This is a genomic window from Photobacterium rosenbergii, assembly GCF_033022775.1.
GTDB lineage: Bacteria > Pseudomonadota > Gammaproteobacteria > Enterobacterales > Vibrionaceae > Photobacterium > Photobacterium rosenbergii_A.
This window is the reverse complement of record NZ_JAWJZI010000001.1, coordinates 568047-588184: the sequence shown is the minus strand read 5'-3', so window position 1 is coordinate 588184 and position 20138 is coordinate 568047. Positions and strand designations below refer to the sequence as shown.

The 20138-nt window shown below is 44.4% G+C and carries 18 protein-coding genes and 1 tRNA gene; 11 read left to right on the top strand and 8 right to left on the bottom strand.

The genetic code is table 11. The features are described from left to right. The first annotated feature begins 158 nt into the window (after positions 1-158). The 5 genes from hdfR to ribA all read left to right on the top strand — a co-directional run bounded on the left by hdfR (position 159) and on the right by ribA (position 3710). The gene (gene hdfR / locus R2X38_RS02710) at positions 159-1019 is read left to right on the top strand and encodes an HTH-type transcriptional regulator HdfR (protein WP_317520515.1); all 861 of its coding nucleotides are present in this window, start codon (positions 159-161) and stop codon (positions 1017-1019) included. Between the two features lie 341 nt (positions 1020-1360). Then, positions 1361-1519 (top strand): hypothetical protein, encoded by a 159-nt coding sequence (locus R2X38_RS02705; RefSeq protein WP_317520514.1) that lies wholly within the window; start codon positions 1361-1363, stop codon positions 1517-1519. 135 nt (positions 1520-1654) lie between these two features. After that, positions 1655-1978 carry a DUF6916 family protein gene (locus R2X38_RS02700; protein ID WP_317520513.1) on the top strand — a complete coding sequence of 108 codons (324 nt, stop codon included), beginning with the start codon at positions 1655-1657 and terminating at the stop codon, positions 1976-1978. 84 nt (positions 1979-2062) lie between these two features. Further along, on the top strand, positions 2063-2245 hold the full coding sequence (locus R2X38_RS02695) for an ATPase (protein ID WP_317520512.1): 183 nt from the start codon (positions 2063-2065) through the stop codon (positions 2243-2245). Between the two features lie 412 nt (positions 2246-2657). After that, on the top strand, positions 2658-3710 hold the full coding sequence (gene ribA, locus R2X38_RS02690; protein WP_317520511.1) for a GTP cyclohydrolase II: 1053 nt from the start codon (positions 2658-2660) through the stop codon (positions 3708-3710). 74 nt (positions 3711-3784) lie between these two features. Here the strand turns inward: ribA and R2X38_RS02685 are convergent, their stop codons facing one another. After that, complete coding sequence (locus R2X38_RS02685; RefSeq protein ID WP_411184487.1) at positions 3785-4546, bottom strand: substrate-binding periplasmic protein; 762 nt, start codon at positions 4544-4546, stop codon at positions 3785-3787. A 79-nt stretch (positions 4547-4625) separates the two neighbouring features. On the opposite strand from R2X38_RS02685, the gene R2X38_RS02680 reads away from it, so the two are divergent. Beyond that, positions 4626-7061 carry a response regulator gene (locus tag R2X38_RS02680; RefSeq protein WP_411184485.1) on the top strand — a complete coding sequence of 812 codons (2436 nt, stop codon included), beginning with the start codon at positions 4626-4628 and terminating at the stop codon, positions 7059-7061. 72 nt (positions 7062-7133) lie between these two features. Here the strand turns inward: R2X38_RS02680 and R2X38_RS02675 are convergent, their stop codons facing one another. Beyond that, positions 7134-7442, bottom strand: coding sequence for a hypothetical protein (locus tag R2X38_RS02675; protein ID WP_317520509.1), 309 nt, complete (start codon positions 7440-7442; stop codon positions 7134-7136). Positions 7443-7751: 309 nt separating this feature from the next. After that, on the bottom strand, positions 7752-8657 hold the full coding sequence (locus R2X38_RS02670) for a chemotaxis protein (protein ID WP_317520508.1): 906 nt from the start codon (positions 8655-8657) through the stop codon (positions 7752-7754). Positions 8658-9060: 403 nt separating this feature from the next. Between R2X38_RS02670 and R2X38_RS02665 the strand changes: the two genes are divergently transcribed. Together R2X38_RS02665 and R2X38_RS02660 are read left to right on the top strand one after the other, a co-directional pair. Further along, positions 9061-11409, top strand: coding sequence for a glycosyl hydrolase family 18 protein (locus tag R2X38_RS02665; RefSeq protein WP_317520507.1), 2349 nt, complete (start codon positions 9061-9063; stop codon positions 11407-11409). Positions 11410-11565: 156 nt separating this feature from the next. Continuing rightward, positions 11566-11745 carry a hypothetical protein gene (locus R2X38_RS02660; RefSeq protein ID WP_317520506.1) on the top strand — a complete coding sequence of 60 codons (180 nt, stop codon included), beginning with the start codon at positions 11566-11568 and terminating at the stop codon, positions 11743-11745. An 81-nt stretch (positions 11746-11826) separates the two neighbouring features. Here the strand turns inward: R2X38_RS02660 and R2X38_RS02655 are convergent, their stop codons facing one another. Next, positions 11827-13014: a dicarboxylate/amino acid:cation symporter gene (locus R2X38_RS02655; RefSeq protein ID WP_317520505.1), complete on the bottom strand. Its 1188-nt coding sequence runs from the start codon at positions 13012-13014 to the stop codon at positions 11827-11829. A gap of 397 nt (positions 13015-13411) precedes the next feature. Here R2X38_RS02655 and R2X38_RS02650 point away from each other — a divergent pair, with 397 nt between their 5' ends. Continuing rightward, positions 13412-14329: a LysR substrate-binding domain-containing protein gene (locus R2X38_RS02650; RefSeq protein WP_317520504.1), complete on the top strand. Its 918-nt coding sequence runs from the start codon at positions 13412-13414 to the stop codon at positions 14327-14329. Positions 14330-14439: 110 nt separating this feature from the next. On the opposite strand, the gene aspA is transcribed toward R2X38_RS02650, so the two are convergent. Next, positions 14440-15870: an aspartate ammonia-lyase gene (gene aspA / locus R2X38_RS02645; RefSeq protein ID WP_317520503.1), complete on the bottom strand. Its 1431-nt coding sequence runs from the start codon at positions 15868-15870 to the stop codon at positions 14440-14442. Between the two features lie 317 nt (positions 15871-16187). Between aspA and R2X38_RS02640 the strand changes: the two genes are divergently transcribed. Together R2X38_RS02640 and R2X38_RS02635 are read left to right on the top strand one after the other, a co-directional pair. Continuing rightward, a tRNA-Gly gene (locus R2X38_RS02640) sits at positions 16188-16262 on the top strand. Between the two features lie 615 nt (positions 16263-16877). Beyond that, positions 16878-17174, top strand: coding sequence for a GNAT family N-acetyltransferase (locus R2X38_RS02635; RefSeq protein ID WP_317520502.1), 297 nt, complete (start codon positions 16878-16880; stop codon positions 17172-17174). Between the two features lie 73 nt (positions 17175-17247). Here R2X38_RS02635 and R2X38_RS02630 read toward each other — a convergent pair whose 3' ends face one another. The 3 genes from R2X38_RS02630 to R2X38_RS02620 all read right to left on the bottom strand — a co-directional run bounded on the left by R2X38_RS02630 (position 17248) and on the right by R2X38_RS02620 (position 20135). Continuing rightward, positions 17248-18348, bottom strand: a complete 1101-nt coding sequence (locus R2X38_RS02630; RefSeq protein ID WP_317520500.1) for an alkene reductase — start codon at positions 18346-18348, stop codon at positions 17248-17250. Positions 18349-18369: 21 nt separating this feature from the next. Then, complete coding sequence (gene gloA / locus R2X38_RS02625; RefSeq protein ID WP_317520498.1) at positions 18370-18750, bottom strand: lactoylglutathione lyase; 381 nt, start codon at positions 18748-18750, stop codon at positions 18370-18372. Between the two features lie 311 nt (positions 18751-19061). Then, positions 19062-20135 carry a threonine aldolase family protein gene (locus R2X38_RS02620; protein WP_317520496.1) on the bottom strand — a complete coding sequence of 358 codons (1074 nt, stop codon included), beginning with the start codon at positions 20133-20135 and terminating at the stop codon, positions 19062-19064. Between the last annotated feature and the right edge of the window lie 3 nt (positions 20136-20138).

The following is a 20138-nucleotide window of genomic DNA, read 5'->3' as shown; positions in this document are numbered from 1 at the left end:
ATGCTTCCGAACGTAATTTACGCAGATATTCTTTCAGGTTGTTGAAGTTGTAAATCAAAATATTTTCGTCGTAACGATAAAAAAAATTGATTAAGATGGTATAAGGATCAGATGTAATATGCGCCCTTTATACTAATCTCTTCGATGTCGAGGACCTAGTGGATACTGAACTACTCAGAACCTTTCTTGAAGTGACCAAAACACGTCATTTTGGTCGAGCTGCAGACAACCTGTTTCTTACTCAGTCTGCGGTGAGCTTTCGCATTCGCCAACTTGAAACCCAGTTGGGGAATGATTTATTTTCACGCCAGAGGGGTAATGTCCACCTCACCGCCGCCGGTGAGCGTCTGCAGCCTTATGCAGAGGCGATACTGCAAACTTGGGGGAGGGCAAGGCAGGATGTAGCCTTGACAGAATCGCTCAATCAACAGGTGACGATAGGAGCCTCACCGATGTTTTGGGAATTCGACGGGATTTCTGATTGGGTCAGCCGTATTTACCAGCACGTTGAGGGCCTAGCCTTGCGCTTGGAATCAATTCCACGCCAAAGCCTGGCGAAGCAACTGCTAGATAAAAGTGTGGATGTGGCGATAACCTCCGAACCGCCAAAGATTGAAAACCTGCAGGTAACCAAGGTTCGTGATTACCAGTTGCAGTTGGTCACCAAAGATAAAGGCTGCACTATGGAGCAGCTCAAGTCTCTACCGTTGGTGTATCTTGATTGGGGTACCCGCTTTTCAGTGGAACACAGCCGGATCGTCGAGCTTCAGAAGACGCCAATCATGCACACCCATTCCAGCAAGATGGCTTTGGAGTTTTTGATTAACAATAAAGGTGTCGGTTTCTTGCCTTCGCCAGTTGTGGCAGCCAGTGTGCAGGAAAGCTTACTTTTCCCTGTCGAAGATGCCCCCGTGATGGAGCAGTCACTTTATTTGGTATGGCGGGAAGACAGTGAAAAAGCGGATATGCTTGAGGCCATGCTGGCAGTACCGTTTAATCAAATTATTGAAAGTGTGTGAAATCAAATTTGTGAAGTGTAACCATCAGAAAATTTAATCGATGCCAGTAAAATTACTTGTTGTACATAAATTGTATTGATCTCCTATTCTCTCGCTATCCCCTCTAGGCAGAAGGGGGATAGCGATACGAGAATGTAGATGTATATCACAAACAGCATTATGGGATTGATGACCTTGATACTATTTGTGGCCGGTCCGCTGGTGTTTAGTATTTTTGTCATAATCCAAAGTTACACTTCGATCAGGTTTGGTAGTGATATTTTGCTGTTGGCATGTATCGTCGCCAGCGTTCAATTAATCTGTATTTGTTACTTACTCTGGAATGGTTTCAGGAAACAATCATGGCTAAGTTAGATCAAAAATTCTCTAAAGGGTCTAAGTCAAAACACAAGTTCGATTTTGAAGATGATTTTCAATATTTCGATCTATCCTCAAAGAAGAAGAAGCGCCGTACCGCACGCCAGCGCGACGCATTCCCGGAGTATGACGACAGCTATTGATCCTATAAATTGATTCCATAACTCAATTCAACGATTGAAGTAACGATAAAGGGTGCCCAGTGGCACCCTTTGTGGTTTTTAGCGCTAGTGGTTTACGCTTATAGATAGAGCCCTTTCTGTAATGAGGTTTGCACTATGTCTAAAAATCCTATGTCGATGGAAAATGTACAAAAGCTGGTTGGTGAGCAGGTCAAGGTATTTGATCAATCTGGCCATGAAGCGGAATTTACGGTCAGCCAAGTGACCCAGCAGCCCCGCCATGGTTTTGATGACCTAGGCCGGTTTATTGAGCATTTTGTCATCACTTTTCAAGGGGATGGTAGTACTCACTTCCCGGATGGCCATTACCACTTCAAGCACCCAAAGCTTGGTGAAGTCGAGCTGCATGTGATCCACAAGCATGATCATGATTATGAAGTACTGGTAGAAACGGAGCTGGTTATTGGCCAGTTTAGTTGATGTATCTTGATCAATATTTCTTGTTGCAAATCATGTATACTGATGCCAGTTTGAATTCAAATACTGCAAGACAAGAGTGAAATGATGCTAGACAATCTTTCTATCCCAGAAGACATCAAAAAAGAGCCAGAGTTAGCGATCCCTTCGATTGACGAGCAAAAGCGCATTGTTGAAGAACTAAAGCGCCTAGAAGAAGCCGGTGAGTTGACACCTGAACTTCTAGAAGAGTTTATGACAGGTAAGCGTACTGCACCTGAACGCGAATAAATTTATTCCCACCTACAAAATACGCTTTGTAGCTAGACAATAGATTAAGTAGGAAACGGCACTTTGAGTTATCTCGGTGCCGTTTTTATTTGATAGCATGAAATAAATTTAACTATAAATGTTGCCATTACTCTATTCTTGAACTAGTGAAAATATTCATAAGCGGTCTAATTGGCTAGGCTGTTATCTAATACTTTAGCATTATTTTGATGTGTGTTTGCTTTCTAGTTTCGAAATAGATGATTTATAAGTCTATAAAAAATAGTGGGTTAAAGATTCAATGTTTAGAAAGAGATAAAATAGTATAACTTTTTTGTTCTGGTTCTCATACATTAACTATACTTAACTGTATGCAAAAGGAGGCATTACAATATCATCTGTTGTAATTGTTCATTTATTAGGAGTGCAATGAATGATTGAAGAAATTCAGTTCTATGAACCCAACGAAGACTATGGCTTTCTATCCAACTTTTCCCACAGCCCCATTCATTTAAGTGATGTTACCTGGCCTACCAGTGAACATTATTATCAAGCTCAGAAATTTACCAACTCAGAAATTGTCCAAGAGATATTAAATGCCCCAACACCAGATGATGCTTTTCAATTAAGCCGTAAATATGCCCATCTGGTGAAGTCAGACTGGATGGATGTCCGTCATTCTGTCATGCGTTATATCGTGTTTGAAAAATTTCGCCAAAATCCACACTTTACTCACCTGTTGGTGAGTACGGGTGAAAAACTGTTGACTGAGCATTCCCACAAAGACAGTTATTGGGGCGATGGCGGAGATGGGCGAGGGCAAAATGAACTGGGTAAGATACTGATGGAAGTGAGGGATTACTTCGCTGAACAAGAGCCGTTTAAACACGTTCATTTTGTTGACAGTGCAAAACTTCCCACCCAGTGGGGAACCTTCCAAATGTACGGTTTTGTTGAACGGGCGACTGGTAAAGAGCATCTTGCCCTTGTTTATGGCGAACTCAAACAAGGTGAGCCGCCGCTCATTCGCCTTCATTCAGAGTGCTTAACTGGCGATGCTCTTTTCAGTGCCCGTTGTGATTGTGGGTTTCAATTATCAAGAGCAATGGAAAATATCGTTAATGCTGGCAGTGGGGTTTTGTTTTACCTACGTCAAGAAGGGCGTGGAATTGGATTGATCAATAAAATTCGTGCCTATCATTTGCAAGATGATGGTGCCGATACGGTAGAAGCCAATGAAGCACTTGGATTTGCTGCTGATATGAGAAATTATGAGTTTTGTAAAGGGATGTTGAGCTTTTTAAATATTGAATCGGTCAAGCTGATGACAAATAATCCACGAAAAGTAAAAGCACTTAAAACCGCTGGGATTAATATTGTTGAGCGAGTTGCTTTGCAAGAAGGAAATAATCCTCATAATAGTGGTTACTTGAAAACAAAAGCTAGTAAACTAGGGCATATGTTTGACTCATCATTTATTAAATGATTATATTAATAACTAAAACCCACACAGAATAAGGCCACTATTTAGCGGCCTTATTCTGTGTGATTAATTACTGTTTAAAGATACTTGTCAACAATGTTATCAATTTTGCCTGTTGACTTTAATGTGGCTAAACGTTGATTGATGAACTCCTGCAGTGCAGGATCCATATTCGGATCAAAGGCTAAATAGATTGGGTAATCAGGAATAACTGTATTGAACGATTGTATATTAAATTTGCTCTGATCTTTTTCTTGTTTGCCCAGGTTGTATTTGACTCGAGACTCCATCTCGACGAAGGCTGTATCACCAGGTAACTTCTTGATGACTCTAAAAGCTGCACTGAAGTCTTTTACACGCAGTTCTTCCACGTCACCCTTTTCAATGTAAGGTTCGAGCTGGGGGTAATCGAAGCCATGCAATAACACGACGACTTTGTCTTGTAGGTCTTGCATCGTATTGAAATTAAATGGAGCACCAGTACTGCTCAAAAGTATATGATGGACATTATAGATTGGGTTATCTGATAGATTAGCAGCCTGTACGCCTCCCCAATTAGGGCTACCGTATGTTATCCAGTTTGCTTCACCGCCAGCTTCAAGCATAGTGATCATGCGGTTGAATGGATAGGTATGATATTGGATATTATATTGACTCTGTTCGAATACGGCTTTCACGATATCTGTCACGATGCCTTGGTGGCTGTTACCTTCTTGAATTTGGAAAGGTTCGGCTTGCTTTGCGATGACATAATAATTGACGGTTTCAGCCTGAGTATTGATGGCATAAAGTGGGAGGCTCAACATCATTCCTAATGAAAATAGTGTTTTTTTATTCATTTTTTGTCCTTGTCATAATAATCCGTTCTGAAGGTCTATTATTAGGTTAGTAGAGTAATTGGAAGATGCGAGTTTAAGGATGAAGGAAGTGACAAGGCCGTTTAAAAAACATCGTCAGTTTGGTATAGCCAAGCAATTACTGTTTTCGATTATCTTGCTGAGCTCACTATTTACACTACTGTCAACAACGCTGAGTTTATACCTGGAATATAAAAGCGAACTCAAAGATATCGAAAGCCGTTTTACCCAAATCCAAGATAGCTATCAGTCCAGTTTAACGTCTAGTTTATGGGTTGAAGACAGAGAACTATTAATGACTCAGGCTGAAGGAGTACTCAGCCTTCCCTCTATTTCCTATGTCAAAATTTTTGATGGTAGCCAGGTTATCCTAGAGCAGGGGGAAGCGCTGAGTGACGGTGTATTGGAGAAGCAGTGGCAGTTGACCCATCAAGCGATGAAGAAAGAGTTTGTCCTCGGTACCTTGATGGTCCAGTCAGATCTGCAGCCTGTTTATCAAAGCCTTTATGATACCTTCTTACTATTGCTGTTTGGCCATAGCCTACAAATCTTCTTTATCTCTATTTGCATAATGCTTATCACTTACCATTTGGTTGTTAAGCCGTTGACTAAGATGTCCGTGGCAGTAACTAAGTTTGACGAGCAAAATGTTCCTATGCCTGTCATGCTCCCTAAAAGGTGGTTTGATGATGAAATCACAACCTTAGCTGCGCAATATAATCGCTCTGCAGGCTATATTCGCCAGCATTACCTCGAGCTTGAAGAGGCAAGAGAAACTGCAGAGCAGGCCAACTTAAAGAAAAGTGAGTTCCTGGCCAATATGAGCCATGAGATCCGTACACCAATGAACGGCATAATCGGCTTGTCTGGGCTCATGCGTGAGATGGAGATGCCTGCGGATCAAAAAGAATACATCAATATGCTACATACCTCGTCGCTGTCACTGCTTGATCTGATCAACGACATCCTAGACTTTTCCAAAATAGAGGCGGGCCAATTCGAACTAGAATCGGTGCCACTGAACTTGTTTGAAGTAAGCAAGGAAGTCGAGTCTCTGTTTATGATAAAGGCGGCAGAAAAGGGCCTTAAACTCTCATGTTCTGTAGAGAGAACGATCAGTCCGATGCTAATGGGCGATGGTGCTAAATTACGACAAATTCTTAATAATTTAGTGAGCAACGCGATTAAGTTTACTGATAAAGGGCAGGTTACTCTGGCAATAGAAGCTATTGCTAATACGGAAGAACTCGCCAAAGTTAAGTTCTTGATTACTGATACGGGCATAGGAGTTGCTAAAGATAAGCAAGCGGCCATATTCGAAAAGTTTCAACAAGCTGATGGCAGTACTACTAGACAATATGGCGGCACTGGGCTGGGGTTGGCAATTTGTCGGGAGATGGTCAAATTGATGGGCGGCGAAATTATCGTTGATAGTGAACCGGGAAAGGGAAGCAGATTTTCGTTTGTCATCGAGTTACCGAAAGAGAAAACCAATACACCCGCTGAAGAGCGCTCAGTGCTTGAAGGGCTGAATATTCTGCTGGTTGATGACAGTATGCTGAATATGCGTATTACTACGGTTCAACTTGAGGCGTTTGGTGCCAAGGCGGTTAGCTGCCTGGATCCCAATATGGCAATTCCGATGGCAGAAAAGGCGGTGACACAAGAGCAAGCCTTTGATGTGGTGATCCTTGATAAATACATGCCAATATTGGATGGTTTTGATCTTGCTAAGCAATTCCAGCAACACTTCGGTGCTAATTGCCCACAATTGATGATGATTTCAGCTGCTCCTGAAATGAATGATGAAGAGAAGGCCGCAAGTATCGGGATAAAGTCTTTCCTAGCCCGCCCTTATAAAGATGCTCATTTAAAATGGGCAATACTGAAGTTGGTTGCCAAATCTATTGACTTTGATGAGCCGGTATTGGGTTCTGAATCACAAACTGAGCGAGATGGTATTTTGGAGCAGCGGCAATCTGATAAAAAGTCAGCTCCCTCACCACTAGAAACAACACAAACTGATATCAAGGCGGCTCTGAAGAATAAAATTGAAGGTTCAGAGAAAAAAGAAGAACGAGAGATTTTCAATACAAAGACGGAGTCAGCAGTAAAAGTGCTTGTGGTTGAAGATACTGTGATTAACCAAAAAGTGGCGAAAATGATGTTGGAGAAAGCAGGTGCCGTGGTTGAGATTGTCGAAAATGGTGAGCTGGCGGTGGCTATCTATCAAGAAAAGCGTTTTGATGTGATCTTTATGGATTGCCAAATGCCGGTGATGGATGGATTTGAGGCGACCCGCCAGATAAGAGAAATTGAAAAACAAACAGGTAAGTTTACTCCAATCGTTGCCCTAACAGCTAACGTGGTTAAAGAAGAGAAAGATAAATGCTTTGTCGCCGGTATGAATGACTTTGTGTCTAAGCCGGTCAATTTACAGATCTTGAAACAGAAGTTAGAGCAGCACGCACCACTGGCAGAATCGCCAGTTTCGTGAGGGCGGTGACTGTGTCGTGTTAATCCAGAACAGCGCCTTTGATGGCGCTGTTTGATTTTTACCCGTGTGTTCTTAACTTAATGACCAATCATCCGTTGGCAATGTAATTGGTTGGTTGTACAAGGTGATAACAATGGTCAGCGTATTGTTCAGAGTATCTTCTGATATGTCATCAATGACGTAAAAGTCGCTACTTTTATTTTTTAGCGTGTTATTCAGTAGTATTTGTAGGCTGTCGTTAATATCGCCATCAATCACAAGTGTTTCAACATGAGCAAGTTGGATATTAGGCACTTCAACGGGTACAAGCAGCTCTGGGGAAGCGAAAGAAAAAGTGGATGCTGTCAGTAATGCAATAGCTGCGATAGCGCGCGAAATCATGAGTATCTAGTGGGTTGTCAGTCAGTATACGTACTTTGACATGTCGACTGTGATGAAATGTCAGCGCAAGGTAAAAAGAGTTGAAAATGCGCGTTTGGATAGCAACAATGGCGCTGGGGGCTAAAAGTATATTAAAACGCCGTTCAAAAAGTTCTGTTTAGAGAAAGTAATTTTTTATTTGGTGTAATTTTAACCACTGAGTTTATTGAATACATTGTTTCTACTTTCTTCATAACTGGAGCAGAAAGCCAAGCAAGATGCTTGGCTGAGAAATGCTAGTCGTGAGCTTACCTGACCAGAGATGTGCTGTTATGCCAACTCTATACTGTTCTTCTTTTCTGCACCACGAAGCATGGCATGGATCAGTTCATTGGCTTCAAACTTGGTCAGGGCTTCATGGGCACCGACCTGGTGGGCTTGGGAGACACTGATCTCACTTGAAAGGGAAGTGTGCAAAATAATATAGGCATGTGACAGTTGCTGAGTATTCTGGACTTCAAAGGCAAGCTCGTAGCCGTCTAAGCCCGGCATCTCGATATCACTAACGAGGATATCAAACGGTGCCCCAGCCCCGGCGGCATGCTTGAGCATATCAAGTGCATCATGGCCGTTGGTGGCAATGAAATATGGAATAGAAATACTGTCTAACGCTTGTGAGAGCTGACGGCGAGCGACAGCTGAATCATCTACCAACAGTATTTTCAGCGGACGCAATACCTCTCGTTCTACGTCAGTCAGAATCGGGTGAAGGCTATCAGGGCTATCAGGGAAGACTTTTGATAGCAACAATTCAACATCCAATAGCTGTACGAGCTTGTTATCGACGTTCGTGACACCTGTGACAAAGACATTTTTACCAAGAGAGCTTGGTGGTGCATCGATATTATGCCAGTTACACTCGGTGATACGATCGATACCGCGGACAACGAAGCCAACCAACATCCGGCGGCAGTCGGTGATAATGATATAGCTATTTTTTAGCTCATCTTTGGTTAGAGGTGGATACCCAACGGCTTTTGCCATATCGATAACTGGCAGCGTATCACCACGCAGGCTTGCGGCACCTAGCACGGTAGGATGTGAATGCGGAATAGCTGTCAGGGGAGTGTACGGCACAATTTCTTTGACCTTTAATGTGCCAATGGCAAAAGATTGTTGGTGGGTCAGTTTAAATAACAGCATTCCCTGAGATTGATTTGTTGCTGCTTTAATCATTGGCCAATCCCTTTTTGATATTCTAGGTTACACGTCAAAGCGATACTTGAGGTGCTGTGGATTTCTATTTTGCCTATATCTTAGCGGCTTATCAGGAAGATGGAACAAAAGTACAGAGATATTTTGGTGTACATTGATCTTTCTCCACTTTGAGAAGCATTAAAGGTACGGTAAATAAGCAGTTGATCCTGTTGTGGTTAAAATTTGAACGCCTGTCGCCGTTTTCTGTTCATCTTACATTTCTCTTTCAAATTGATTTGAAATGACATTAAAAATGTCATTCTTCTACCACGATAATTATGCGAACCCCAAAAAACTCGCTAACACTTAATGGGACTTTTTTGAGGGCGTAAAAAATGTGCCTTCATTCTTTACATTCAATAACCATTACGTGGAGATCAAAATGCAAAAGGGATTACACTTGAGTACGTTGGCAGGCGCTATGGCTGCCGTGCTGATGGTCGGCAGTGCCGCAAGCGTTCATGCTGCACCTACCCATGACAAGAATGTCATTGGCTATATTACTCAGTGGGAAGCATGGAAAGGGACGAATGCTGGGTTCAGTGTAAAAGGCGAAGCCACACACTTGAACGTCAATATGGATATTTACTCGATCTTAAATTTTTCTTTCTTTGGCGTAGCGAAGGACGGCTCACTGCATAGTGGCGACCTACGGAACAAAAATATCTACCAACCTAGCGCGGTTCAAGAGCCAGGGCCATTGCTCCACCCGGACGTCTATTCGAGCTGGGACTTCCATATTTTGTGGGGCGAATTAGAATATATTCACCAGTATCCGGGCAATGAGGCATGGGAAGCGGATGCGCTGCGTAAGGTTCAAGAGCAAGGTTTCGTGAAATCAGGCAACGGATGGCTCCATACTCCGACAGGGGTATCTGGACAATTCCCAATCCCATTGAAAAAAGCAGGGGGCGCACCGGGCCTGATTGATCTTGCCCATCAGAAGGGAGTCAAAGTAATGGCTTCGTTGGGGGGGTGGAGTATGTCCAAGCACTTCCCCGAAATGGCTGCCGATCCGGTGAAAAAAGCCCGATTCCTGGAAGACGTCGATAAGCTGATGGCACTTGGCTTTGATGGTATCGACATTGACTGGGAATACCCAGGTACAGGTGGGATGAATTTCCAGGGTAACCCGGAAGATTACGGCAACTTCGAGCTACTAATGGAAGATATCCGCGAGCGTATCGGCCCTAACAAACTTCTGACGGCCGCGTTCTCGGCATCCACAGCTAAGCTGGAAGGTTACAATTGGCCACGCTTAGTTGCTTCGATGGACTACTTCAACATGATGACTTACGACCTCAATGGTGGTTGGTCTAATGTAGCTGGTCATAATGCTCCGCTTTACCCGTACCCTGAAGAAGAGTATCCAGATCTTGATCTAGACCATCTCCGCGCATGGATGGCTGCTAAAGGGATCCCTTCAGAGAAAATCAACTTTGGTGCCGCTTTCTACGGTCGTGGTGTCCAGACCACCGAAGCAACCGCTTATGTCGGTGCCCCGACAGATAAGCGTACCGTTAATTTCAGCGTTGATGGCCCTACGGAATCTGCGGTTGATTTAGATAACTGGAAAGAGTTCGAAGGCCAACCTAATTATAACTACATCATGCAAAGCGCTGGCTGGGAACACATGTGGGATGCCAATGCTGAAGTTCCATATGCTGTGAAGGGTAAATATTTCCTCAGTTATGATGATGTGCCGTCTATCGAGAAAAAGGCCCAGTATATTGTCGACAACCAACTGGGCGGGGTCATCGTCTGGCAGGTCCACGGTGATATTAAGTGTGAAGGAACCTTCATTAGTTACGGTGCCAAGCTAAAACAGTGTACTAACCTCAGTTCACCGCTCGCTGAAGCCATTGACCGCGTCTTTAGTGCTGGTGGCAGCCTAAACACCGCCCCGGTCTTAACGGTACCAGCGGCACAGAATGTTGATGCAGGCGCGGTGGTTAGCTTCAACGTCTCAGCAACAGATGCAGAAAGCGATCCGCTTAGCTTTACGGTAACGAATGCGGCTATTGTTGATAACGGCAATGGTAGTGCAACAGTGACTTATCAGGCGCCGAATACGGCGACAGATCTTCAAGAGACGGTTGTGGTTAAAGTGTCAGATGGCCGTACATCAACATCTGATTCAATTGTTGTGAATGTAAAAGGCAGCGGCGGTGAAGGCAATACAGCACCTGTCTTAACCGCACCTATTAATGCATCGGTTAATAGTGGGCAAAGTGTAGTGATCAGTGTATCAGCGGAAGATGCTGACGGCGATCTACTTACTTATACCGCCTCAGATGGCACGGTAACGACAACTGCAACGGGTGCTGATATCACTTTTGTTGCGCCAAGCGTAACTGTCGATACGGTGATTGACTTAGTTGTTACCGTAACCGATGGAATTGCCAGTCAGACGGCCACTATTCCCGTCAGCGTGTTGGCGGATACCACTGGCGGAGTGACAACTTGGGATCCGAACCAAGTGTACAATACCGGTGACACTGTCATGTTCGATGGCGTGAAGTACACTGCCAAATGGTGGACAAAGGGTGAACAACCGGGATCAAGTTCGGTCTGGGAAGTTTTTGATGATGGCAGTGTGGGTGAGTGGAGTGCTAGCAAGGCATATTCAGGCGGGGCTGAAGTGACTTTCAACGGCCAAACCTATCGCGCCAAGTGGTGGACGAAAGGTGATCAGCCGGGTAATGCGGGTGGTCCATGGGAGCTCGTCTAGGTCATCAGTCATCCTAGTTGATTTCACTAGGACCTATCAGCACTAACCACGATAAAGGCCCGACGCGCTCGGGCTTTTTCTTGCCTGCAGGACAAGTCATCGCATCACCACTATAGTTAAGGAGGTGAAAGGGCGTTTGTTAGAAGGTAGACGGATATGGAATTACGTAATAAGTCTGGCGATATTGCTAAACTGGCTGACAATTTGACATTAAAAGAAGTCGTAGATATGGGCTTCACATTGGACATTTGTGATGAAGCATATGATCCAAACGAACACTGGAAAGTCACAGGTGATACGGCGAAAGACAAAGCCGGCGAATACCCATCTAAGTGATTAATTTGACCTAGCGAAGAAAAGCCAGCTTCAATGCCGCTGGCTTTTTTCATTTTTGGTGTGGAAAGAGGTCCACTTGCTTTATGCAACCTCTTCAGCAGGGATCAGTTCGCCTCCAGTCTCTTCGGCTGAGTCAGAAACTTTGTCAATGAGCAGGGCAATAACACCGTCTCCGGTAACGTTACAGGCTGTACCAAAGCTATCTTGGGCTAGGTGAAGGACGATTTGTAGGGCAATCATCTCCTCGGTAAACCCAAGCATTGAGCCAAGCAGGCCGGCTGATGCCATCACTGCGCCGCCCGGTGCACCCGGTGCAGCAACCATAGTGATACCCAACATAGCAAGGAAAGGCAGGGCTTCCAGCAGGCTAGGTACAGGTCCGGCACCGGTCATGATAATGACGGCAACCGCCACGCTGGCAATACTGATCACTGAACCCGACATATGGATATTGGCACACAGTGGCACAACAAAGTTGGCGATGGAGTTGGATACCCCGTTGCGTTTAGTTTGTTGCAGGGTAACCGGTACTGTTGCCGCAGAGGACATGGTGCCAACAGCGGTGAAATAAGCCGGCAACATGGTGCGTAGGATTTTCAGCGGTGAACGTTGCAGGGCGACACCGGTAGTGACGAACTGAAAACTCAGCCAGAACCAGTGCATGGCGACAACAGCAAGCAATACTAAGCTGAAAGTCTGTAGGGTAGCGAATACTGTCCCTTTGACCGTCATGTCAGCGAACACACCTGCAATATAGAATGGCAACGACGGGATCATTACCTTGTTAAGGAACAGTTCGATGATGTCACGGCCTTGGTCACTGATTTTCTTCAGGTTGTCTGCACCGGTGTTTGAAATTCCCAAGCCGAAAATGAAAGCGACGGTCAATGCGGTCATGATATTCATGATCGGTGGGATCTGAAGCTCTAAGAATGGGGTTAGAACGGTTTCGGCTTCAGGCAGTTGGCCGGCTCCGCTGAGCAGTGCTGGGAAAAGACTCTTCGCCACCAAGAAGGCAAGGATACCGGCTCCTAACGTTGATAAGTAAGCTAATCCAACGGTTTTGCTAAGCAGTTTACCGGAGTTTTTCGGGAGGCTAGCAATACCACTGGTGACATAGAACAGGATAAGGAGAGGGATGGTAAATTTAATTAACTGGCTAACTAAGTATTTAGTTGTAATTAGGGCTTGAACAATAACTTCAGGGGCAAACATGCCCATGAGAATACCAGCGAATATTCCACACAATAACTTAATAATTAAGTTCATCTTGTTGACCTTTTATTTATTAGGATACAGGGTTCATATAATGGTTAGTAGGTTTGTTAAACTTATTGGTTGAATAATTAATAATTAGAATAAATTTTAAAATGTCTCAGTTTATATGTTTGTTAAAATAATAAATGAGTCAGTGTTATTAATGTTACAGCTGGATGGTATGATTATTCTCAAGGCTTGTGAAATGCAGAAAAAAAAGGCTTGGTTATTAAAATGCATCAGGGTAAATTCGCGGGGTGTGATCAAGTTAATAGACATATGTTAATGGCTGATTAATGCTTAGGGTTTTCTGCGGGTGACTTCTCATTATCTTGCTGATAGCCGTAATTTTTGTTGGGTTGTTAGGGGATGACGATTGCCATAGGTAGATGTTTATTGAGAAAAATAAATGAAAAATATTGAGACAAAATGGCTGCAAGACTTCCTTACTCTTGCGGAGTTAAAAAACTTCTCCCATGCTGCGGCTGTCCGAAATGTTACCCAACCAGCATTCAGTCGCAGGATAAAGTCACTGGAGGCTGAGTTAGGCTTGGTGCTAATCGAACGCAGCAAAACGCCGATTGAGCTGACTCTCTGCGGCAAGCAGTTCAAAACAACGGCGCTGTCCATTCTTCAGCAGATTGATGAAGAGGTTAATCGTCTTGCTGGCAGCTCTTTCGACGGCCGGCATACGGTGCGTTTGAGTGCGGCCCACTCTATCTCCATCAGTTTATTGCCCAAGCTGCACTCATGCCTGTTCGACCCTCAATTAAACACCCGTCTATCTGTTGTTGCGAATGAAGTAGATGACGCTGTTGAGCAACTGATAGACGGTAAGTGTGACTTTTTGTTCTCGTTTTATGAAGACAGGCTACAAGTTGCCCCCTATCGATCAATCTATCTTGGCCGCAGTTACCTGTATTGCGTGTCAGCGGTCGATGAGGAAGGGAGAGAGCTGTTCGACTTGGCAAATAATGATGATGTTCCCTGTTTGGACTATACGCCGGAAAGTTATATGGGAAGGGCTCTTCATCGCTCTAAAAGCAAGTTGACTAATAACACAGTGTGTTCTTCTTCGATGACAGACTTTATTAAGGCCTTAGTCTTGCAAGGTAAAGGAATTAGTTGGTTGCCTGATTATGCAATAAAGGATGAGTTGGCATCAGGACAGTTGAAAATACTTTCATCGAGAGAGCCAGTGCCTTTGGATTTATATGTTTACCGTTATTATTCGAAATTACATTCCTCCTGTGAAGCGATGTGGAATGAACTAAGCAAGATCTGCCCAATAAAAGAACTAACTGGTGAAAGTCTGTTGGGTAATTAATCGATTCTGCGGTTGTGACTGATTATTACCACTTAAATTTACCCTCAGTAACCAACATAACATTTTGAAGTGATTTAAAAAGGGGCTTTATTAAGCCCCTTGTTCAAAGATTAGTTATATAGTTTAGCTTTGTATTCTGGGTGCATTAGGTTGTTCGCTGAAAAGATTTCGTTCAGTTGCTCTTCGCCAAGCAAGTTGCGCTCAAGAGCGACATCTTTCACGCTACGTCCCGTTTCGGCACAGATTTTACCAATGATATCGCCTTCGTGGTGGCCGATGAACGGGTTGAGGTAGGTTACGATACCGATTGAGTTAAAGACGAAATGTTCACATACTTCTTTGTTAACGGTAATACCGCTGATGCACTTGTCAGCAAGGTTGATACAGGCATTGCCAAGTAGTTCTATGGATTCAAAGACAGCCTGCCCAATAACCGGTTCCATAACATTCAGCTGTAATTGTCCGGCTTCTGCTGCGAATGTGACTGTTGTGTCATTACCGATAACTTTGAAACAAACCTGATTAACGACCTCAGGGATCACCGGGTTAACTTTAGCTGGCATAATTGATGAGCCAGCCTGCATTTCTGGTAGGTTGATTTCATTAAGGCCTGCACGTGGGCCTGAAGACAACAGGCGCAGGTCGTTACAGACTTTGGATAACTTAACTGCAAGGCGTTTCAAGGCCGCGTGTACCGTCACATAGGCACCGCAGTCAGAGGTGGCTTCAATCAAATCTTCAGAAGGCACACAATCTAGACCTGTGGCTTCTGCAAGGTATTTGACAGCCAGTTCCTGGTAGCCCTCGGGTGCGTTTAAACCGGTGCCGATAGCTGTCGCGCCTAGGTTAACTTCGAGCAGCAGGTTAGCTGCGTACTTAAGGTTCTTCACTTCTTCTTTAAGCAAGGTGCTGAACGCGTGGAATTCCTGCCCAACAGTCATTGGCACCGCATCTTGCAACTGGGTACGCCCCATCTTCAGGATGTCATTAAACTCTTCGCTCTTGGCATCGAAAGCGGTACGCAGATATTCGATAGAGCTGATCATCTTGATAATGCTGTTGTACACCGCTACACGGAAACCGGTCGGGTAGGCACAGTTGGTTGACTGGCTTTTGTTCACATGATCATTAGGGTTAATAATGTGGTATTCGCCTTTATCGTCACCTTTTAGCTCTAGTGCAACGTTGGCGATCACTTCATTGGCGTTCATGTTAACTGAAGTACCGGCGCCGCCTTGGTAAACATCAGAGATAAACTGATCCATACATTTACCCGAGTCCAAAATAAGATCACAAGCTTGGATAATGTACTGGCCAACATCACTAGGGATAGTGCCTAGTTCCATATTGGCTTTAGCCGCTGCTTTTTTCGTAAACACCATGCCGCGAACAAACTCAGGCACATCAGAAATCTTTGTCGTAGAGATATTAAAGTTCTCATACGCACGAAGCGTGTGGATACCATAATAGGCATCTGCCGGGATTTCACGCTTACCAAGTAGATCTTCTTCAATACGAGTGTTAATAACAATGTCGCTCATGGTGGGTACCTTTTATTAATGATAAGACACCAACACCTTGTTCTTTTTGCGCCCGAAAGTGAAATGCCTAAAATTTAGCAATAATGCATTTATTGCATAGTGGATTATCAATGATGTTTATTTGGGTTACTGAAAGATAACGAGCCCCTTCTTTGAGTGATTAGGATACTAGGTGTTTGTTTTGTAAGCGATTGGTGTTGTTGTTTGTGATGAGTGTCACGCACTGGAAATCAAGGCTTTTCTTCTTTGTAACTTGTGACAATATATCAATTGTTCGATGCACATCAATGTTGGATTTTCAGTCCAACTTCTATAAAGCGGGCATCGTATAATGGCTATTACCTCAGCCTTCCAAGCTGATGATGCGGGTTCGATTCCCGCTGCCCGCTCCAAGTCTCCTTTACTGTAAAAGCTAAACTATCTATTTGAACATGAAGCGCTTAATGACGTGTTTTTACGGCAAGTTGCGTTGGTCGTTCAGATTTTGTGGATGTGGTCATGCGCTTTTTGCGATAATTTGGCTGCTATATTACGGAGCTAAATTCATTTGAAGACTCGCTGAAAGCAACTAATAGCAGGTATGGCTGGTTAGGTGTTGTAGTCGGTAATCCTGATTTTTTCCAAATATCTCAATGTATATAGCGAGAAAGGCGGTATCTCGTTAGTTATTGTGGCTCGGACTTTGCTCTGTTTGAAACAATGCTGATACGGGCAGGGGTAATCATTTAGTCATGACGAATGTTAAATTTATCAATATGATAAATACTTAATTAATGGGTGGCATTTAAATTGATGGGGCAGCGGCCTCCAATGGTGAGGATGCATTGGTGCTACTTAATGCGGGTTTAACCATAGACTCGCAGCATAGGGTAATGGCGATATATACACCAAGACTTCGATGAAGAAGACGTTGAAATAGAAAATACGCAACAAGTGGTTATAATTGCCAATTACCATTTTTAATTAATGCCAAAATAGTAAGTTGGCAGGGATAACAGGGAAGCGGCATGACTAACACAAGCAATCATCATGTGACTCATGATAAAGACAACCGAACATATTTCGTTGACCTTGTCGATGGCTATCAAGCCAAAGTGAGTTACCAGATCTCAGGTAACGTGCTGACACTTGATCATTCATCGGTACCTGATGCACTGCGTGGCCAAGGCTATGCCAGTATTATGATGGAAGCTGTTTTGAAGGTCATTGATGAAGAAGGCTTTAAGGTGATCCCGCAGTGCAGCTATGTTGTCCACTATATGGGGAAACATGATGAATGGCACCATTTGCTAGCTTCACAATAGCTGATGGGATTGTGGTACAAACAAAAAAGCCCTGCTCATGTTTGAACAGGGCTTTTGCTATGGGGGATATCATTTAACTAGCTTGGTACTCTGGGTAATCAAGCAACCCTTTTTCTGCACCGCCAAATAGGGTGTCAGGATCATGAGCTGCTAGCGGGTAGCCATTCATGATTCGGTTTGGCAGATCCGGGTTTGAGATAAATGGACGACCAAATCCAATCATGTCAGCAAGACCTTCAGAGATCGCTTCTGCACCTTTCTCGGCATTGTAGCGGCCAGCGTAAATGATAGTGCCTTTGTAGGCTTCACGAACTGCGGGTTTGAACTCTTTTGGTGTTTCCGGCGCATCATCCCAGTCAACTTCTGCAATGTGAAGGTAAACCACATTCAGTTTGTTAAGAAGTGCTGCCGCTGCCGTGTATGTTTCAACTGGGGTCTTATCCACCGTACCGTTTAGGGATGTAAACGGAGCAAGGCGAACACCAACTCGGTCTGCACCGATGGCACCAGTCATGGCTTCAACCACCTCACCTAGGAAGCGCAGGCGATTTTCAATTGAGCCACCGTACTCATCTGTGCGGTTGTTGGCTTCAGAGTCGATAAACTGGTTTACCAGATAACCGTTAGCGGCATGTAATTCGATACCGTCAAAACCTGCTTCAATAGCGTTAAGAGCGGCTTGGCGGTACTCACCGATAACATTCTGGATATCTTCTTTGGTCATCTCACGCGGTTCTACCACGTCAACAAAGCCAGGGGCATTGTTGCCGTCGTCGATGAATACTTTCACGTTCTCAGCTTTTAGGGCTGAAGATGAAATTGGTTGCTTGCCGCCAATATTGGCCGGGTGGGTAACACGGCCAACGTGCCAAAGCTGCGCGTAAATCACGCCACCTTTTTCGTGTACCGCATCAGTAACTTTTTTCCAGCCAGCAATTTGCTCCTGGGTGTATATACCCGGTGTCCAAGCGTACCCCTGGCCCATTTCAGAAATCTGGGTTCCTTCAGCAACGATCAAACCGGCGTCAGCGCGCTGGGCATAGTATTTAGCCATCATGTCATTAGCGACGTTACCCGGTTGGCTTGCACGCGAACGGGTCATCGGTGGCATCACGATACGGTTTTTCAGTGTCGTTTTGCCAAGGCGCATTGGCTGAAATAGTGAATCTTTCATCTTGAATACTCCAACCTTAAATTATTTGCTAATTTGAATCAGTTCGATGGCATAACCATCTGGGTCTTTAACAAAAGCAATATGGGTCGTACCGCCAAGCATTGGGCCTGGTTCGCGGGTAACGTTTCCGCCAACGGCTTTGATCTGATCGCAAGTCTGGTAAATATCATCTACACCCAATGCAAGGTGGCCGAAACCATTACCGAGATCGTATGCGTCTGTATCCCAGTTGTAGGTTAGTTCGATGGTCGGGCCATTCTTATCGTAACCAACGAAGACCAGTGAGTAGCGATATTCAGTGTTTTCGAAACGGTCTAACACCTGCATGCCCAGCACGTTGGTGTAGAACTCAATAGATTTATCTAAATCAGAAACGCGGATCATGGTGTGGAGGAATTTCATATCGCAGCCTTATATCGGGACGCAGAGCCAATCAGTTGATTGTGCCTAGTCTGAGTAACCATTTTTGATGTGGCTACTATAGCGATGAAGGAGGGTGATAAGAAATTATCAAAAATTATTGGTTTAATAATTTAAAATTATGATTTGCTGTAAATGGCCATCACCGCGACGATAAGAGTGAATATAAGGAGTAGTAACAGATTGATGATGAGATAGGATGGCATTATTGAATTTTACTGGCCTAAGAGTAAATGAAGTTGCGATCTGTATCTTTTCATCATCAATCAATATGTACGCTGGCCTGAAGGTTGTTAAATCTGCCCAACGATAAGTTGGAAAACCTCCCTAAGCTGCTCGTTATCCATCTTCAGTAAATTGTCACCGATGTACCATTCAATGACCGACTGATCAGGATGTTGGGCTATTTGTGGGTTACCCAGCCAAATGCCTTTTTGGGTTGCTAATTTTTCACACAGCTCCACGGTTTTCTCATAGCTCAGCGGCAGGATCAAGTGCAGCATATTGCAATGAGGGCGGGTCGGGTTGACGGCGAGTTGCGGGAAGTCAGAGATCAGTGAGTAGATTTCCTGCGTTCTTTCGAACAAAGCCGGCATCATCGCGATGCGCTCATCAAACTGCATGGCGGCAGAAACAACGTAAGGGGTTCGATGATAGACATTACCGCCTTGGCGCTTCATCCACATATCCGCCAGCTCAATAAACGCTTTATCTCCCAGCAGCATTGAACCGCCGAGTCCGTTGATTCCCTTGTACAAAGAGACATAGGCACTGTTAAAGCCGTGGGCAATTTCTTGGTAAGATTTCTCGTAATACGCGGCTGTCTCAAACAGGCGGGCACCGTCCATATGCAGGTGGATATTTTGCAGCTGGCAGTGCTGCTTGATGTCTCTTAGCTCATCCCACGAAGGTAATTGCCCACCCAACTCACGCATTGGTAATTCATATAATACGGCTGAAATTTCATCTGGCCACGCCTGCAGCTCTTTCCTTGTCCAAGGTCGAAACATATTACCGACAGGAAGAACATTAAAACGGTTCTGTAGTTGGTAACCCTGTCTTTCAAAACGGGTAATATGGCTGGACTCATGCATGGCAACAATCGGGTTGCGTTTCTGCCGGCAGACTAGCTCAAGGGCGGTTACCTGAGCCATGGTGCCACTGATGACAAATATCCCGGCCTCAAAACCCAGTAGGTCGGCAACCTTTTGCTCGAACGACTTAATTAGCTTACCTTCACCATAGATATCATGCTTGATATCGTTTTGCTCGCACCATTGAGCCATTTTTTGGAAATGTTCTGCGGGTGACTCATCCTGGTTTCCAGGCAGTATGGTATGGCATTGGTTGCGCAAATCCTTGTTCATTGA

What these genes read in the sequence shown, in the direction of transcription:
- R2X38_RS02650 (WP_317520504.1), top strand. Translation starts at nt 13,412, where the DNA reads ATGAAAAATATTGAGACAAAATGGCTGCAAGACTTCCTTACTCTTGCG.
- R2X38_RS02680 (WP_411184485.1), top strand. Translation starts at nt 4,626, where the DNA reads ATGAAGGAAGTGACAAGGCCGTTTAAAAAACATCGTCAGTTTGGTATA.
- gloA (WP_317520498.1), bottom strand. Translation starts at nt 18,750, where the DNA reads ATGAAATTCCTCCACACCATGATCCGCGTTTCTGATTTAGATAAATCT.
- R2X38_RS02695 (WP_317520512.1), top strand. Translation starts at nt 2,063, where the DNA reads ATGCTAGACAATCTTTCTATCCCAGAAGACATCAAAAAAGAGCCAGAG.
- R2X38_RS02635 (WP_317520502.1), top strand. Translation starts at nt 16,878, where the DNA reads ATGACTAACACAAGCAATCATCATGTGACTCATGATAAAGACAACCGA.
- R2X38_RS02630 (WP_317520500.1), bottom strand. Translation starts at nt 18,348, where the DNA reads ATGAAAGATTCACTATTTCAGCCAATGCGCCTTGGCAAAACGACACTG.
- R2X38_RS02620 (WP_317520496.1), bottom strand. Translation starts at nt 20,135, where the DNA reads ATGAACAAGGATTTGCGCAACCAATGCCATACCATACTGCCTGGAAAC.
- aspA (WP_317520503.1), bottom strand. Translation starts at nt 15,870, where the DNA reads ATGAGCGACATTGTTATTAACACTCGTATTGAAGAAGATCTACTTGGT.
- ribA (WP_317520511.1), top strand. Translation starts at nt 2,658, where the DNA reads ATGATTGAAGAAATTCAGTTCTATGAACCCAACGAAGACTATGGCTTT.
- R2X38_RS02700 (WP_317520513.1), top strand. Translation starts at nt 1,655, where the DNA reads ATGTCTAAAAATCCTATGTCGATGGAAAATGTACAAAAGCTGGTTGGT.
- R2X38_RS02675 (WP_317520509.1), bottom strand. Translation starts at nt 7,442, where the DNA reads ATGATTTCGCGCGCTATCGCAGCTATTGCATTACTGACAGCATCCACT.
- R2X38_RS02705 (WP_317520514.1), top strand. Translation starts at nt 1,361, where the DNA reads ATGGCTAAGTTAGATCAAAAATTCTCTAAAGGGTCTAAGTCAAAACAC.
- R2X38_RS02670 (WP_317520508.1), bottom strand. Translation starts at nt 8,657, where the DNA reads ATGATTAAAGCAGCAACAAATCAATCTCAGGGAATGCTGTTATTTAAA.
- R2X38_RS02665 (WP_317520507.1), top strand. Translation starts at nt 9,061, where the DNA reads ATGCAAAAGGGATTACACTTGAGTACGTTGGCAGGCGCTATGGCTGCC.
- R2X38_RS02655 (WP_317520505.1), bottom strand. Translation starts at nt 13,014, where the DNA reads ATGAACTTAATTATTAAGTTATTGTGTGGAATATTCGCTGGTATTCTC.
- R2X38_RS02660 (WP_317520506.1), top strand. Translation starts at nt 11,566, where the DNA reads ATGGAATTACGTAATAAGTCTGGCGATATTGCTAAACTGGCTGACAAT.
- R2X38_RS02685 (WP_411184487.1), bottom strand. Translation starts at nt 4,546, where the DNA reads ATGAATAAAAAAACACTATTTTCATTAGGAATGATGTTGAGCCTCCCA.